Raw genomic sequence first — 15409 nt, 5'->3', positions numbered from 1 at the left:
GACCCGCTAACGCTATCGATGCCGCTCGCTGCACACTCCGCCTCTTCCGTCGTCTCTCTACTGCCGTGGGGCGTCGCCGCGCTCGCCGCCTGTGCGGCGATCCTGTGGACGCTGCTGCGCACCGGCCTCGCGTGGCGGCTCGCCACCGACGTCCCCAACGACCGCTCGCTGCACGCGCGCCCGACGCCGCGTGTCGGCGGCTGGGGCATCGTGCCGGTCGCGGTGCTGCTGATCGCGCTGGCGGCGCCGTCGCTGTGGCTGCCCGCGCTTGCCGCGGCGCTGCTCGCGGCGCTATCGCAGATCGACGATCGACGTGGCCTGCCCGCACGCGTGCGCTTCGGCGGTCATGCGGCGGCGGTGGCGGCACTGATCGCCGTCTATCCGGCCGACGTGCCGTGGTGGGCGCTCGCGTGCATGGCGGTTCTACTCGTGTGGCTCGTCAATCTCTACAACTTCATGGACGGCTCGGACGGCCTCGCGGGCGGCATGGCGCTGTTCGGCTTCGGCGGCTATGCGGTGGCCGCCTCGCTGTCGTCGCACGCGGACCCGGCGCTCGCGACGGCGAGCCTGATCGTCACAGGCGCGGCCGCGGGCTTTCTGCTGTTCAACTTTCACCCAGCGCGCATCTTTCTCGGTGACGCCGGCTCGATCCCGCTCGGCTTTCTGGCCGGCGCGCTCGGCTATTGGGGGTGGCGCGAGGGTGTATGGCCGGTGTGGTTTCCGGCGCTGTGCTTCGCGCCGTTCATCGGCGATGCGTCGGTCACGCTGCTCAAGCGCCTGCTGCGCGGTGAAAAATTTTGGCAGGCGCATCGTGAACACTACTATCAAAGACTGGTGCAGTCGGGTTTGGGGCACGCATCGACCGCGTGGATTTGGTATTTGTTCATGGCGGCGGGCATAATGCTTGCTATCTGGGCGCTACAATTCGCTCTTCTGTATCAATGGCTGGTTGTCGTCGCATGGGCTGCCGTGCTGGTCGTCGCGGGGCTGTGTATTGATCGCCGCTGGCGGCGCCATGTGTCCCGTTCCGGGCCAATCTGAGGTTCTGCGCAATGAAAAGCTTCAAAGCCAGATGGCTTTCGTTCAGTGCGTTTGCGTTCGACCTGTGCGCGGTGGCAATGGCCTGGCTGCTGGCCTATGTGATCCGGTTCAACGGACCGGTGCCCGCGCCGTTCTGGTCGAGCGGGCTGCATGCGCTCGTGTGGGTGCTGCTGATCTACGCGGTGATGTTTCGCGGCTACGGCCTCTATCGCGGCATGTGGGTGTTCGCGAGCCTGCCCGATCTCGTGCGGATCGCGAAAGCGATCGGCGTCGGCGCGCTCGTCGTCGTGATCGGCTCGGCGCTGTTGCAGCCGGCGCCGGTCGTGCCGCGCTCGGTGCTGATCGTGTCGCCGATGCTGCTGTTCCTGACGATGGGCGGCTCACGCGCGCTGTATCGCGCGGCCAAGGAGTTCTATCGCTACGGCGGGCTGGTCGGCCAGGGCAAGCCGGTGCTCGTGCTCGGCGCGGGCAATGCCGGCGCGAACCTCGTGCGCGAGCTGAAGCGCTCGGGCCAATGGCGCCTCGTCGGTCTGCTCGACGACGATCCGATCAAGCAGGGCCGTGAAATCTACGGCTATCGCGTGGTTGGTGCGATCAGCGATCTGCAGAAAATCTGCACGGAGCTGAAGGTCGAGCATGTGATCATCGCGGTGCCGTCGGCGTCGGTGGAGGCGCATCGGCGCATCGCCACGCTGTGCGTGCGCGCCGGCGTACGCGCGATGACGCTGCCCGCGCTCACGCCGCTCACGCAAGGTCAGGCGTTCCTGTCGCGCGTGCGGCAGATCGATCTCGAAGACCTGCTCGGCCGTGACCCGGTGACGATCGACACCGAGCACGTCGCCGCGCTGCTGAAAAACCGCGTCGTGATGGTGACGGGCGCGGGCGGCTCGATCGGCTCGGAGCTATGCCGGCAGATCCTGCGCTTCGGTCCGGTGCAACTGGTCGCGTTCGACATCTCCGAGTTCTCGATCTATCGGCTGAACGAAGAGCTGCGCGACAAATATCCGGAAGTGTCGGTGGTGCCGATCGTCGGCGACGTGAAGGACTCGCTGCTGCTCGATCAGGTGATGGCGCGCTACTGTCCGCACATCGTGTTTCATGCGGCGGCCTACAAGCATGTGCCGTTGATGGAAGAGGTCAACACGTGGCAGGCGGTGCGCAACAACGTGCTTGGCACGTACCGCGTCGCGCGCGCGGCGATTCGCCACGACGTCGCGCATTTCGTGCTGATCTCGACCGACAAGGCGGTCAACCCGACCAACGTGATGGGCGCGAGCAAGCGGCTCGCGGAGATGGCGTGCTCGGCGCTGCAGCAGCAGGGCGCGCGGCGCACGCAGTTCGAGACGGTGCGCTTCGGCAACGTGCTCGGCAGCGCGGGCAGCGTGATTCCGAAGTTCCAGGAGCAGATCGCGCGCGGCGGGCCGGTGACCGTCACGCATCCGGAAATCACGCGTTTCTTCATGACGATTCCGGAGGCGTCGCAACTCGTGTTGCAGGCGTCGAGCATGGGGCGCGGCGGCGAGATTTTCATTCTCGACATGGGCAAGCCGGTGCGAATCGCCGATCTCGCGCACGATCTGATCCGCCTGTACGGTTTCACCGAAGAGCAGATTCGCGTCGTGTTCACGGGCTTGCGTCCGGGCGAGAAGCTCTACGAGGAACTGCTCGCGGACGACGAAACCACCACGCGCACGCCGCATCCGAAGCTGCGCATCGCACAGGCGCGCGAGGTGCCGGACAGCCTGATCGACAATCTGCTGCCGTGGCTGATGCAGCATCGCGTGCCGGCCGACGATGAAGTGCGGCGCGATCTGCGGCGCTGGGTGCCGGAGTATCTGCCGGCGACGGCGACGACGCTGCGTAGTGTGGCGCCGGCGACGCGGGTGTCGTAGGCGTTCCGCCGCCGCGAGTCATCGGAGTAGTCGAAGCATTGAATCGGTACCCGCGAGGGCAGGTCATTTGACCCGTTGAAATTGGCCGTCGGATGTTTGTCGATAAGAGCCCCTACAGATCTGCTGGGGCTTTTTTATTTTTGCCCAGGAGAGTTGACGACCATCGTGCACGCCTCGGCTTTCCGGAGTTGTCCGAAGCCTGCGCCCGGCACATACACCTAGCATTGAACCGTCGCCGCCCGGTATGTCATTCCTGCTGAGGTGGCGGCTCTGTTGGCTCTTTTTCTGTGATGCAAAGGTTGTGCGCGCCCTTGAGGCGCGTTTTTTTTGTCCGGGCGAAAGAGGCGGCAATTCCGGAATCGACCTGTAGCGCTCCAGCGGCACGCGCACTTACGGTCAAGGTTCACCAACGGGAGGAATCTATGCAGGACGCAATGACCTACAGCCAGCGCAATCGGGAGGCGTGAAACATGGCTTACTTCGGCAAATTTCTCGTGAACAACGCGCCGCTGTCACCGCTCACCATTAATGGCATCGGCACATTCGACGCCTATTCCGGCAACGGCCAATACCGCAATCGGGGCGGCTGCACAATGGTTCCCAATAACGGGCCGATCCCCGCTGGCAAGTACTGGATCGTCCCGCGCCCTACTGGCGGCGTGCGCTCTGCGGTAGAAACGTGGTTAAAAGATGAGTTCAATTACTACTCGTCGCACGCGACCGATCACAGTGAATGGTTTGCACTGTATCGTGATGATGGGCTAATCGACGATTACACATGGATCAACGGCGTGCGGCGTGGAAACTTCAGGTTGCATCCGGCAGGTGGTCGGGGTGTTTCGCTTGGCTGCATTACCCTGCCGAGCCGTACGGATTTCCTGAGAATCCGCAACTCACTCCTGCACACCATGACGATCCCTGCCGGCAATTCGGGGCTTCGCGCCTACGGAACAATTGAGGTCATCACATATGGCAACACCTGTCCGAAGGGTGCTTAAAGTCCTGCTGTTTATAGGTCTGTACCTTCTGTCATTCCGATTTGTCCGACCGTACGACGATGGGTGGACCGAGCCCGAGATGCGTGCATGGATACACGCTTCGGAGGTGCTAGGTATCGGTGATCCCGAAAACCTGTATATCGGCCTGTGGATGACTATCGAACTGCTCGTGGCGGTGCTGGCGTATGTGGCGATCATGAAGCTATGGCGGTGGTATCGCGCGAAGTAGACGAAAGCCCCGGCGACGGGGCTTTTTTTATCCCGTGCATTGATGAATTTCGAGGAATCCCGGTGACGAGAGGGTTCCATTGCTACATTTCGAGCCGAGTGAACGGATTTCGAATTTTCGGCCGATACCCATGGTACATATGAGCCACTTTCGAGGCGGCTAAGGCTATTTCGACCAATAAAAAGGCGCCCTCGGGCGCCTTTATCGCTTCTGCTCACCGCTTCCCCTTCCTCACCACCATCCACCGCGGCGACTTGAACCGCACGATGCTCACATAAAGCCACACATAAGTCGCCGCGAACACCACAACGAAGCAGAACAGATGCAGCGTGTGCCGCCAGAACAGCGTCGCCGGCACGACCGCGATCAGGCACAGCAGCCACAGATACGGCGACGTCAGCGAGTTGCGGCGCGTCAGCTCGCGCGCGGTGCGCGCGCCGACCGCCCAGCGCATCAGCCGCTTGTAGACCAGCATATGCAGATGCACGCCATCCGGAATGCCCGGCGACATGCCGCGAATGAACCTCTTGCGGTAGATCGAGAAGCAGGTCTCGAAGATCGGGTACATGAAGAGCAGCACCGGATACCACGCGGATACGTCGCGATTGCGCATCACGAGCAGGATCGACAGCTCGGCGAGCATGAAGCCGATGAAGTAAGCACCGCCGTCGCCGAGAAAAATCAGCCCGGCCGGGAAGTTCCAGATGAAGAAGCCGAGCACCGCGCCCATCATCATGAACGACGCGGACAGCACGACCGGGTCGTGCACCTGGAACGCCACATACGCGAGCGACGCGAACATCATGAACGCGACCATCGACGCGAGACCGTTGAAGCCGTCGATGATATTGATCGCGTTGGCGAGCGCCGCGACCGCGAGCACCGTGACCACGAACGAGATCGCCGCATATGACAGCAGAAAGTCGAGCGGCGGCACGCTGATGCGCGTGACCGCGATGTCGAGAAAGAACCAGGCGAGCGCGGCGGCCGCCATCGTGCAGATCAGGCGTGCGAGCGGCGACACGCGCTTGGTCAGATCCTCGACGAGCCCCGAGCCGAACGCCGGCATGCCGCACGCGATCAACCCGAGAATGCTGCCCGATACGGCTGGATACGCGCGATGCAACTGCACCGCGGAGACGATCAGCCCGACCAGAATCCCAGTCCCGCCGATGCGCGGCACCGGACGCACGTGGAATTTCTGGACGCCGGCCAGATCGGTGTCGGTCGAGAACTTTTCATGCAGATGCGCATAGCGCACGATCAACAGCGTGATCAGCAGAGAGACGAGAAAGCCGAGCGCAAAACTAAGCATGAAAGTGGGCCTGAGCGAAGACGCGGAATTATACAAACGAAACGTGCGTCGGCCGGCGCGCGGCACGGGCGCGAAGCTTTCATCCAGGCCGGCAAAAAATCCCAGATAGCGAGACCGAAGCGGCCCGCACAGGCCCGTGAGCGCTCGCTCCTCATGGATTCCCCCTATGCGGCGCGCGCGCGCCGCAACCGTAAACCTGGATGCGACGAAGTGTAAGTCGCGCGCAACAAAGGCGTTCCGGAGACCCAATGCTAAATAACATCACAATTCGTGGCGGACTGACGCTCGTGATCAGCGTATTCGTCGCCTTCCTTCTGACGGTGATCGCTGTCGGCTACGGCGCGCTGAAGCTCGCCAACGACGGCCTCGACGACACGCAGCGCAGTGCGGTCGCGCTGTCGCATCTGAAGGCGAGTTCCGAGAAGCTTCTGCAGGTGCAGCTCGCATTGGGCACCTATCAGACGTTGTTCAGCGTCGGCAAGCAGACCGACGATCTGCTGCCGGCCGCGCACAAGGTGCTGCTCGACTCGAACAACGACTTCCGCAACTACATGGCCGGCCCGTTCGCGAGCGACGCAGAGCGCAAGCTCGCGCAGAGCGTCGGCGACGCGCGCGCGGCGCTCGTCGACAAGGCGATCGAACCGGAATTCAAGGCATTGGCCGACTTCGACTTCAACACCTTCCGCAACATCCAGGGCGACACCGCGAACAGTTTCTACGCGTCCTACTCGAAAGCGATCGACGCGCTCGAAAAAGCGCAGATCGACAATCAGCATCAGCAGGCCGCGACCGGCGCGCGCCGCTTCCAGCTCGCGACGGCGCTGTTCGGCGCGATCGCTGTGATCGCGCTCGTGATTGCCGTGGGCGCGCGCGTCGCGTTGTCGTCGGCGCTGATCAAGCCGGTCAACGCGACGGTCAAGCACTTCGAGCGCATCGCGGCCGGCGACCTGAGCGCGTCGATCAAGGTGAAGTCGCGCAACGAGATGGGCCAGCTGCTCGGCGCGCTGACGCGGATGCGCGACGGCCTCGTCGAAACGGTCGGCAAGGTGCGCGGCAGCACGAGCGCGATCACGCAGGGCGCGAACGAGATCGCGTCGGGCAATGCCGATCTGTCGGCGCGCACCGAGCAGCAGGCGGCCGCGCTGCAGCAGACCGCGGCGAGCATGGAGCAGCTGTCGGCGACCGTGAAACAGAACGCCGACAACGCCAAGCAGGCGAACCGCCTCGCGCACGGCGCGCTCGATACGGTCACGCGCGGCGGCAAGGTGGTGTCGCGTGTGACGGAGACGATGGACGGCATCAGCGAGTCGTCGCGCAAGGTCACGGAGATCATCGGCATGATCGAGGGGATCGCGTTCCAGACCAACATTCTCGCGTTGAACGCGGCCGTCGAAGCGGCGCGCGCGGGCGAGCAGGGACGCGGCTTCGCGGTGGTCGCCTCGGAAGTGCGCAGCCTCGCGCAGCGCTCGGGCGCGGCGGCCAAGGAGATCAAGGAGCTGATCGGCGAGTCGGCGGCGAAGGTCGAGGAGGGTGCCTCGCTGGTGTCGGATGCGCAGAAGACGATTCAGGAAGCGCTGAAGGCTGTCGAGCGCGTGACCGGCGTGATGAGCGAGATCGAGGCGTCGGCGCTCGAACAGAGCGACGGCATCGAGCAGGTCAACAAGGCGGTGTCGCAGATCGACGAAGTCACGCAGCACAACGCGGCGCTCGTCGAGCAGGCGGCGGCCGCGGCGAAGTCGCTGGAGGAGCAGGCCATCATTCTGAAGGAGGCGATTTCGGTGTTTCGTCTCGAGGAGTCGGCTGCGCTAGCTTGAGTCTCGAGCAATACGTGGCTGTCGGTGCTCGGCGCATTGACAGCCCGTTGACAGCCTTCCCGCGACCTCTCGCATTCATGACCTATCTTACCCGTCAGGTGCCTTGCGTTTTCGATGCGCGGCGCCAGCTTCACATAAGTTCTTTATAATCGCGCGATTCAGGAGTTGAAGAAAACAGCCAGAAATGCGGGCGTACCGCTGGCATTTTCAAAACAGGCGCGATCATGCAAACCAATTCGTCGACGTCCCGTTTGAGTCAGGGACGCGGTAGCACGGCAATCAGTCGATGGATCTCCGTGGCAGGAGCGGTGCTGATCGCCGCCCTCTACGTCAAAACCTATTTCGCGCATGCCGCGTTGCCGACCACGACCAGCGACGGCTGGTGGACCTGGTGGGACCAATCGAATTATCTGAAGTCGGCGACGGCTTTATTGCATCGGGATTTCTCGGTGGGGCTTTACGTCTACCCGCTCGGATATAGCGCAATTGGCGCGTTATTCGTTGGGGTCGCGCCGGTTCATCCGTTTTTTGTGCCGAACCTGGTTGCGCTGCTGGCCTGTTATTTTGCTTTTATCGGTTTCGCGCGCTGCGCGGGCATCCATCCGATCTGGGCAGTGCTGCTGTTTTTGGGCGCGAGTATTTGCGATCCCGAATTGTTTCAGCATTGGGTTGTTCCATGGACGACCATCCCGGTTGCCGCGCTCATCTGGATCAGTTTGTGGCTGAGCGGCCGTTACGTATTGCAGCCCGAAGCAGTGCCCGCGAAGCGGCGATATTTTGCGATCGGTCTGCTCGCGGCCAGCGTCATGGCGATCCACCCGGTCGACGTGCTAGTGCCGGGGATTTTCCTGCTAGCGATGCTGGTATGCGACTGGATCGAGAAGCGCGCCGTGTTCCGCCATATGGTTTGGGCGATATACGGAGGGTTATGCGTTGTGATTCCCTTCATGCTCGTTCATCTGCGGATTTATCACTTTCATACCACGGACTATTTCGAGCAATCGGCAAAAATCGGTTTTGTGTTCTGGAATTTTCTGTGGAAGACGTATGTAGTTTTTTTCGATCCGTATCCATGGTTTGCGGAAGGACGCGGCATCCTGCAGCGTGCGCCGTGGATTGCGTTAGCCGTTCCCGCATTGCTGCTGCTGTTTGCGCGCCAGATTCATCGCGCGTCCCGGCGTGAAGCCGTGATCTGGATGCTGGCGGCGGCCACGGTGGCCTACACCTGCCTGTATATCGCCTACGTCGACCTGTTGCCCAATGGCATCTGGCGATACGGCAATATCCATTACTTCACCTGGGTGATGCCTGCGTATGCGCTGCTTGGCTTTTTATTTATCCAGCGCCTGTTTCAGCGTCGACGCGCCATTCCTCTGGCAGCGCTGATTGCGTCGCTCGTCATGTTGTCCATCAGGCTGGAGCCTCGCGAAGTTTCGGCCGATAGTCCCGCGTTGATGGTCGACACGCAGTTCGACTGCGGCGGATGGGCCAACACCTACATGGGCCGATTCACGGTTGCCGATACCCACGGGCAACTGGAGAGCGTCTATGGCGTGCGGGCATTGCCGATGCCGGAGGGCGTTCGCTTCATCGCGATACGACGTCCGCTGGTGGGGCAGGTTGCGTTCGTCAGGGGCTGTGCCGATGCGTCGACCCGCGATGCTGGACAGCAAACGCACTGGAATTCGCGCGTCACGCTCGGGCAGCCGACATGGCTTGCGCCGTTTCACGACACGATGAATCCGCACTTCGCTGGCTAGGGTCTGTTTGCATATGGAACGCACGTGCGTTCCATATGCAAACAGACCCTAGGAACAGATCCTGGAAACAGATCCTGGAAACAGATCCTGGAAACAGATCCTGGAAACAGATCCTGGAAACAGATCCGATGAGCGGTCGCCATCCCAGGGACGGCGACCCGAACTGCCTCACATCGATCTCTTTACGCAAACCCCTGCGGATTCATCGACTGCCAGCGCCAGTGGTCCGCGCACATGCGCTCGATGCCGAACTGCGCGCGCCAGCCGATGATTTTCTCGGCCGCGCTCGGGTCCGCGAAACACTGCGCGACGTCGCCCGGGCGGCGCGCGACGATCTCGTGCGGCACCGGTCGCCCCGACGCCTTCTCGAACGAGCGCACCACGTCGAGCACGCTATAGCCCTGGCCCGTGCCGAGATTGACGACGAAGCTCGCATCGCGCTCGACGAGCGCATCGAGCGCGGCGAGATGCCCGCGCGCGAGATCGACCACGTGGATGTAGTCACGCACGCCGGTGCCGTCGGGCGTCTCGTAGTCGCCGCCGAACACGCGCAGCTTGTCGAGCTTGCCGACCGCGACCTGTGCGACGTACGGCATCAGGTTGTTCGGAATGCCGGCCGGATCTTCGCCGATCAGGCCACTTTCATGCGCGCCGACCGGATTGAAGTAGCGCAGCGTCGCGATGCGCCACGATGGGTCCGACACTTCGAGATCGCGCAGGATCTGCTCGGCGATCAGCTTCGATTGACCATACGGATTGGTCGCCGACAGCGGGAACGATTCGTCGATAGGCGAGCTCTTCGGCACGCCGTACACCGTTGCCGACGAACTGAACACGAACTGCTTGACGTTGCGATCGCGCATCACGCCGAGTAGCGTCAGCAGGCTGCCGACGTTGTTCGCGTAGTACTCGATCGGCTTCGCGACCGACTCGCCGACCGCTTTCAGCGCCGCGAAATGAATCGCGCCGGTGATCGGATGCGCATCGAAAATCCGCTGCAGCGCGGCTGCGTCGCGCGCGTCGTCGTCGTAGAAGCTCACCGCACGGCCGGTGATTTTCTCGACGCGCCGCACCGCTTCGCGCTTGCTGTTCACGAGATTGTCGATCACCACGACGTCGTAGCCGCCGTTCAGCAGTTCGACGCAAGTGTGCGAGCCGATGAAACCCGCGCCGCCCGTTACCAGAATCGTGCCCTTCGTGGTCATGCTGTTGCTCCCATTAAAGTAAAACACCCGTGATTTTTTGCACCAGGTCTTTATAGGTTTCGACGACCATGCGTTCGTCGAATTCGGTCGCGACTTTCTGCCGGCCGCGTTCCGCCATCGCGCGCCGCTCCGCGCCGCTCATGTCGAGCATGCGTGCGAGACTCGCGGCAAGGCTCTGCGCATTGCGCGCTTCGCACAACAAGCCGTTGACGCCGTCGGCCACCACCTCGCGGCAGCCGGGCACGTCGGTCGCGACGATCGGCCGGCCCATCGCCGACGCTTCCATCAGCGTGCGCGGCACGCCTTCGCGATACGACGGCAGCACCACGCAATCGGCATCGGTGATGAACGGCCGCACGTCGTGCGCCTCGCCCAGATATTCGATCACACCTTCCTGTTCCCACTCGGCGACTTCGTCGCGCGTGATCGCGCTCGGATTGTCGACGCCGACCGGCCCGAGCAGCTGAAAGCGCGCGTGGCGGTAGCGCGCGCGCAATTGCCGCGCGGCCTCGACGTATTCGCCGACGCCTTTGTCCCACAGCAGCCGCCCGATCAGCACGAAGCGAAACTCCGCGCGCTCGCGCAGCGGCGTGAACGCGAACTGCTCGAGATCGACGCCCTCGCCGTGCAACAGCCGCGCGCGCTCCGGATGTACGAGCAGCTTGCCGTCGATGAACGCGGCCTGATCGTCGCGATTCAGGAACCACACTTCACGCGGAAAGCGGAAAGCAAAACGATACAGCCTTTTGGCGATCTGTGCGGCGCGGCTGTGCTGGATGAACACGTAGCCGAGCCCGGTGGTGACCGCCACCGACTGCACGCCAGCCAGCTTCGCCGCGATCGAGCCGTAGATGTTCGGCTTGATCGTGTAATGAAACACGACATGCGGACGGATGGTCCTGTACTGCCGATACAGCGCGACGAGCGTGCGCAGATCTTCGCCCGGACTCGTGCCTTTCGACGCCATCGGCAGCTCGATGCAACGGCAGCCCATCGCGACGAGCAACTCGAACGTGCGGTCGCGCGGCGCGAGCACCGTCACGTCGACGCCGCGCCCGATCAGCGTGCGGATCAGCCCTTGCCGATACGTATAGATTGCCCAGGCCGTGTTGCAAACGAGTGTAATGCGTAGCGCGGGCGTCGACTTGAAAGAGGGCTTCATGCGAAGAAATGCCGGGCGTTGAATGAAGTGTGGACCATTGATACGAAGACAGCGCCCTACGATGCGGCGCGAACCTCAGCGAATGAAGCGACTGCGGCAACGACAACGACAACGACAACGACAACGACAGCGCTCACACGCGGCGCGACTCAACGGTTCGCGCGCGGCGTGAGCAGCGCGCGCTTGACCCGCTGCAACGTGCGATAAGGCAGCATCAGATGCAACAGATTCTTCGCGAGGCCCAACCAGTCGTACGGATTGGCCACGTTGAAGTAGCGCAACTGCAAACGCAGCGTCGAACCGATCTGCCGGCGCCGTTTCGTCGCGCTGATGCCGCCTTCGTTCAGCTCATAGAAAAGGCCGAGTTCCGGCAGATTCGCGCAGTCATAGCGTTCCATCAGACGCACGAACAGATCGAGGTCCTCCGCCGAACGATACGCGGCGCGGTAGTTGCCGACTGTGCGGACGGCATCGATACGCAGCATCATCGACGGATGCGCGAGGCACGAGCGGAAAAAGCGCTGGCGCCGGATCACGTTCGGCTCGGCCGGCGGCGTCAGCATGAAAAGCGGCTCGCCCGCGCGCGTGACGACCTGGGTCCACATGCCGAGGCCCGCCACGTTCGGATGCGCTTCCATGAACGCGCGCTGCTTCGCGAGCCGCTGTGGCACCGCGCGATCGCCCGCGTCGATGCGCGCCGCATAGCGAAAGCCGCGCTGCGCGAGCGCGTCGATGCCGGTTCGCAGCGCACGCTCGATGCCGCCGTTCTGCGCCATGCGCAGCACTTCGATCTTCAGGTTCGGCAGCGTGGGCGCGACGATCGGCGGCGTGCTGCCGTCATCGACGATCAGTACGTGCACCAGCGCACTTTCTTCGAACGACGCGAGCGTAGAATCGACGTCCGCCTGGCCGTTATAGGCGGGTATCAGCACCGCGACGTCGTCGAGCGTGGTTTGCGCGGTGGCGGATGAGTTCGTCATGGGCGCAATTTGAAACGGATGTAATAAAGATTGACCGAGACGGCCGCCAGATAGCCGGCCGCGAGGCCGACGAGCGCGCCATACGCGCCGAGCCGCGGGATCGCCAGCAGATTGACCGCGAACGCGACGGCGAGCGCGAGCAGCCACTTGGCGAGCAACACGAACCTGGCCTGATATTTGAGCACGACCAGATTGCCGATCGCCTCGACGCCGGCGGGCACCGACAGCCATACGGCCCAGCGGAAGATTTCGATCGCGCCTTCGAAGTCCGGCCCGAACACACGGCGGATGATGAAGCCCGCGAGCAGATCGAGCACGAACGCGCCGCACACCATCAGCACGGCGGTCAGCGCGGCGAGCCGCCACATGTTGCGGCGCAGTTGCGCGATGCCTTGCACGCGGTAGACGAATGCGGGCGCAATGGTTTGCGCGAGCATCAGCGCGAGCGTGATCCAGTTTTCATTCAACTGCTGGGCGGCCGAGTAGCGACCGAGGTCGGCGAACGAAATCGCGCGCTCGAGCATCAGCCGGTCCAGTTTCAGAAATAGATACATACAGATGAGCCCGAGCCAGAACACGGTGCCCGCGCTCGCGAAGTGCCTGAAGAGCGAACGTTCGACATGCCAGCCCAGCTTGCCGCCATGCCGGCGCATGAAGTAGAGCAACAGCACCGCGCCGATCGCCGCCGCTTCGAGCGCCCACAGCCAGCCGAAACGCGCGGGCGCGGCCGTCGCGCGCACCAGCAGATAGACGAGAGCCGCCTTGATCACCGCGGTGCTCATGCTGGTCAGCAATTGCGGCTTGCTGTAGGTCATGCTTTGCAGCCACGCGTTGATCACGCCGACGAACGGCTCGCGAAACAGCATCGTCACCGAGAGGCCGGCGAGCATCGCACCGACGAGCGGTTCGAAGAAGTGCAGCGCAATGCCGAGCCACGTGAGCAGCAGCGCAACGGCCGAGACGGAGAAGCGCAACGCGAACGCGCTGCCGAGGACGGTGCCGAGTCGTTCGGGCGGCCGGTTGACGATGGTCGGTACGAGGATTTCCGCGCCGCAGACCCAGGTGATCGGCGACAGCACCAGCAGCAGCGTATTCGCGTACTGCCATTTGCCGAACGCTTCGGGCCCGAAGTAACGCGCGAGCATGCCGCTGATCACGATTGCGACGCCGATCTGCGTAAGCCGCTCGAGACCCAGCCAGACGATGTTCGTAAACGCTCGGGTGACGTCGGGATTGGCGAAACGCTTGAGTGTCAGCATCCGTTGGCCGCTCGCCGCTGCGCGTCGGTCAAGCCGCCTCGCACGGCCATGCATGCGGCGCTATGCGCATTCGCCCTCCCGGCCGGCAGCCACGGCAACTTTACAAAAGGAGGGCGTCTAAGCATTAGAATGGCGGTATTCAGGCTGGTCAGAAGAACGCAATTATAAGTTGGAACCGGACCGCTTCCGGCAAGGGGACATCGAGGCGCGGTAACACGTGTTTTTAACGTGAGTATTACCGTGGTTTTTAACGCGAATTTTTACCGCGTTTTTACCGGCGATTGTTACCGGTCGAGATCGGTGCGCAGGTCAAAATTTTCCATTGCACGCAAGTGAGCCAATATGATCTCCAAATCCATTTTCAAGGCGTATGACATTCGTGGCGTCATTGGCAAGACGCTCGACGCCGACGCCGCGCGTTCCATCGGTCGCGCATTCGGCAGCGAAGTGCGCGCGCAGGGCGGCGACGCGGTCGTGGTCGCGCGCGACGGACGCCTGTCGGGCCCCGAGCTGATTGGGGCGCTGTCCGACGGCCTGCGTGCGGCCGGCGTCGATGTCGTGAACGTGGGCATGGTGCCCACACCGGTCGGCTACTTCGCGGCGAGCGTACCGTTGAAGCTGGCGGGCGGCGAGCGCCGCGTCGACTCGTGCATCGTCGTGACGGGTAGCCATAATCCGCCGGACTACAACGGCTTCAAGATGGTGCTGCGCGGCGCGGCCATTTACGGCGAGCAGATTCTCGCGCTGCATCAGCGCATCGTCGACGAGAACTTCGCCGACGGCAGCGGCAGCTACGCCGAGTACGACATCGCCGACGCGTATCTGGAGCGCATCGTGAGCGACGTGAAGCTCGCGCGTCCGATCAAGATCGTCGTCGATACCGGCAACGGCGTGGCCGGTGGGCTCGCGCCGAAGCTGTTCAGGAAGCTCGGCTGCGAACTCGTCGAACTGTTCACCGAAGTCGACGGCAACTTCCCGAATCACCACCCGGACCCGGCGCACCCGGAGAACCTCGAAGACGTGATTCGCGCGCTGAAGGAAACGGATGCGGAAATCGGCTTCGCGTTCGACGGCGACGGCGACCGCCTCGGCGTCGTCACCAAAGACGGCCAGATCATCTACCCGGACCGTCAGCTGATGCTGTTCGCCGAAGAAGTGCTGTCGCGCAACAAGGGAGCGCAGATCATTTACGACGTGAAGTGCACGCGCAATCTCGCGAAGTGGGTCAAGGACAAGGGCGGCGAGCCGCTGATGTGGAAGACCGGCCACTCGCTCGTGAAGGCGAAGCTGCGCGAAACCGGCGCGCCGCTGGCTGGCGAAATGAGCGGCCACGTGTTCTTCAAGGACCGCTGGTATGGGTTCGACGACGGCCTGTACACGGGAGCGCGTCTGCTCGAGATCCTCACGCGTGTCGCCGACCCGAGCAAGCTGCTGAACTCGCTGCCGAACTCGCACTCCACGCCTGAGCTGCAGCTGAAACTCGAAGAAGGCGAGAACTTCGAGCTGATCGCGCGTATGCAGCAGAACGCGAAGTTCACCGGCGCGGACAACGTCGTGAAGATCGACGGTCTGCGCGTCGAGTATCCGGACGGCTTCGGCCTCGCGCGTTCGTCGAACACGACGCCGGTCGTGGTGATGCGTTTCGAGGCCGACAACGACGCGGCGCTCAAACGCATCCAGGACGACTTCCGCCGCGTGATTCTCGCGGAGAAGGCCGATGCGAAACTGCCGTTCTGACGGCTGATGCGGCGCGG

Annotated in this window: 12 protein-coding genes; 7 read left to right on the top strand and 5 right to left on the bottom strand. The window is 63.0% G+C overall.

Going from position 1 to position 15409, the window contains the following annotated elements; all coding sequences use genetic code 11:
• Window positions 1-18: 18 nt before the first annotated feature.
• The 4 genes from OKW28_RS37195 to OKW28_RS37180 all read left to right on the top strand — a co-directional run bounded on the left by OKW28_RS37195 (window position 19) and on the right by OKW28_RS37180 (window position 4160).
• Window positions 19-1041 carry an MraY family glycosyltransferase gene (locus tag OKW28_RS37195; protein ID WP_429452846.1) on the top strand — a complete coding sequence of 341 codons (1023 nt, stop codon included), beginning with the start codon at window positions 19-21 and terminating at the stop codon, window positions 1039-1041.
• Window positions 1042-1052: 11 nt separating this feature from the next.
• Window positions 1053-2933, top strand: a complete 1881-nt coding sequence (locus tag OKW28_RS37190; RefSeq protein ID WP_090803332.1) for a polysaccharide biosynthesis protein — start codon at window positions 1053-1055, stop codon at window positions 2931-2933.
• 470 nt (window positions 2934-3403) lie between these two features.
• On the top strand, window positions 3404-3931 hold the full coding sequence (locus tag OKW28_RS37185) for a DUF2778 domain-containing protein (RefSeq protein ID WP_429452844.1): 528 nt from the start codon (window positions 3404-3406) through the stop codon (window positions 3929-3931).
• Between the two features lie 79 nt (window positions 3932-4010).
• Window positions 4011-4160, top strand: a complete 150-nt coding sequence (locus OKW28_RS37180) for a hypothetical protein (protein WP_429452843.1) — start codon at window positions 4011-4013, stop codon at window positions 4158-4160.
• Window positions 4161-4374: 214 nt separating this feature from the next.
• Here the strand turns inward: OKW28_RS37180 and OKW28_RS37175 are convergent, their stop codons facing one another.
• Window positions 4375-5475, bottom strand: coding sequence for an MraY family glycosyltransferase (locus tag OKW28_RS37175; protein ID WP_429452842.1), 1101 nt, complete (start codon window positions 5473-5475; stop codon window positions 4375-4377).
• Between the two features lie 248 nt (window positions 5476-5723).
• Here OKW28_RS37175 and OKW28_RS37170 point away from each other — a divergent pair, with 248 nt between their 5' ends.
• Together OKW28_RS37170 and OKW28_RS37165 are read left to right on the top strand one after the other, a co-directional pair.
• Entirely contained in the window at window positions 5724-7289 is a 1566-nt protein-coding gene (locus OKW28_RS37170) for a methyl-accepting chemotaxis protein (protein WP_429452840.1), read from the top strand.
• A gap of 224 nt (window positions 7290-7513) precedes the next feature.
• A complete protein-coding gene (locus OKW28_RS37165; RefSeq protein ID WP_429452838.1) occupies window positions 7514-9049 on the top strand; it encodes a hypothetical protein in 1536 nt (511 codons plus the stop codon).
• Window positions 9050-9231: 182 nt separating this feature from the next.
• Here OKW28_RS37165 and galE read toward each other — a convergent pair whose 3' ends face one another.
• The 4 genes from galE to OKW28_RS37145 all read right to left on the bottom strand — a co-directional run bounded on the left by galE (window position 9232) and on the right by OKW28_RS37145 (window position 13655).
• Complete coding sequence (gene galE, locus OKW28_RS37160) at window positions 9232-10254, bottom strand: UDP-glucose 4-epimerase GalE (RefSeq protein WP_429452836.1); 1023 nt, start codon at window positions 10252-10254, stop codon at window positions 9232-9234.
• Between the two features lie 13 nt (window positions 10255-10267).
• Complete coding sequence (locus OKW28_RS37155; protein WP_429452834.1) at window positions 10268-11416, bottom strand: glycosyltransferase family 4 protein; 1149 nt, start codon at window positions 11414-11416, stop codon at window positions 10268-10270.
• A gap of 149 nt (window positions 11417-11565) precedes the next feature.
• Window positions 11566-12396: a glycosyltransferase gene (locus OKW28_RS37150; RefSeq protein WP_429452832.1), complete on the bottom strand. Its 831-nt coding sequence runs from the start codon at window positions 12394-12396 to the stop codon at window positions 11566-11568.
• Window positions 12393-13655 carry an oligosaccharide flippase family protein gene (locus OKW28_RS37145; RefSeq protein WP_429452830.1) on the bottom strand — a complete coding sequence of 421 codons (1263 nt, stop codon included), beginning with the start codon at window positions 13653-13655 and terminating at the stop codon, window positions 12393-12395. The genes OKW28_RS37150 and OKW28_RS37145 overlap by 4 nt, the downstream gene beginning before the upstream one ends.
• Before the next feature lie 342 nt (window positions 13656-13997).
• Between OKW28_RS37145 and OKW28_RS37140 the strand changes: the two genes are divergently transcribed.
• Entirely contained in the window at window positions 13998-15392 is a 1395-nt protein-coding gene (locus tag OKW28_RS37140; protein ID WP_429452828.1) for a phosphomannomutase/phosphoglucomutase, read from the top strand.
• Window positions 15393-15409: the final 17 nt, after the last annotated feature.

This window comes from Paraburkholderia sp. 40 (assembly GCF_050434105.1).
GTDB classification, from domain to species: Bacteria; Pseudomonadota; Gammaproteobacteria; order Burkholderiales; family Burkholderiaceae; genus Paraburkholderia; species Paraburkholderia tuberum.
Note: the sequence above shows the minus strand (reverse complement) of the source record. Positions and strands in the feature narration are given on the sequence as shown.

Excerpts from the sequence above, each read along its gene's own strand:
- OKW28_RS37195 (WP_429452846.1), top strand. The coding sequence starts at position 19 with ATGCCGCTCGCTGCACACTCCGCCTCTTCCGTCGTCTCTCTACTGCCG.
- OKW28_RS37190 (WP_090803332.1), top strand. The coding sequence starts at position 1,053 with ATGAAAAGCTTCAAAGCCAGATGGCTTTCGTTCAGTGCGTTTGCGTTC.
- OKW28_RS37185 (WP_429452844.1), top strand. The coding sequence starts at position 3,404 with ATGGCTTACTTCGGCAAATTTCTCGTGAACAACGCGCCGCTGTCACCG.
- OKW28_RS37180 (WP_429452843.1), top strand. The coding sequence starts at position 4,011 with ATGCGTGCATGGATACACGCTTCGGAGGTGCTAGGTATCGGTGATCCC.
- OKW28_RS37175 (WP_429452842.1), bottom strand. The coding sequence starts at position 5,475 with ATGCTTAGTTTTGCGCTCGGCTTTCTCGTCTCTCTGCTGATCACGCTG.
- OKW28_RS37170 (WP_429452840.1), top strand. The coding sequence starts at position 5,724 with ATGCTAAATAACATCACAATTCGTGGCGGACTGACGCTCGTGATCAGC.
- OKW28_RS37165 (WP_429452838.1), top strand. The coding sequence starts at position 7,514 with ATGCAAACCAATTCGTCGACGTCCCGTTTGAGTCAGGGACGCGGTAGC.
- galE (WP_429452836.1), bottom strand. The coding sequence starts at position 10,254 with ATGACCACGAAGGGCACGATTCTGGTAACGGGCGGCGCGGGTTTCATC.
- OKW28_RS37155 (WP_429452834.1), bottom strand. The coding sequence starts at position 11,416 with ATGAAGCCCTCTTTCAAGTCGACGCCCGCGCTACGCATTACACTCGTT.
- OKW28_RS37150 (WP_429452832.1), bottom strand. The coding sequence starts at position 12,396 with ATGACGAACTCATCCGCCACCGCGCAAACCACGCTCGACGACGTCGCG.
- OKW28_RS37145 (WP_429452830.1), bottom strand. The coding sequence starts at position 13,655 with ATGCTGACACTCAAGCGTTTCGCCAATCCCGACGTCACCCGAGCGTTT.
- OKW28_RS37140 (WP_429452828.1), top strand. The coding sequence starts at position 13,998 with ATGATCTCCAAATCCATTTTCAAGGCGTATGACATTCGTGGCGTCATT.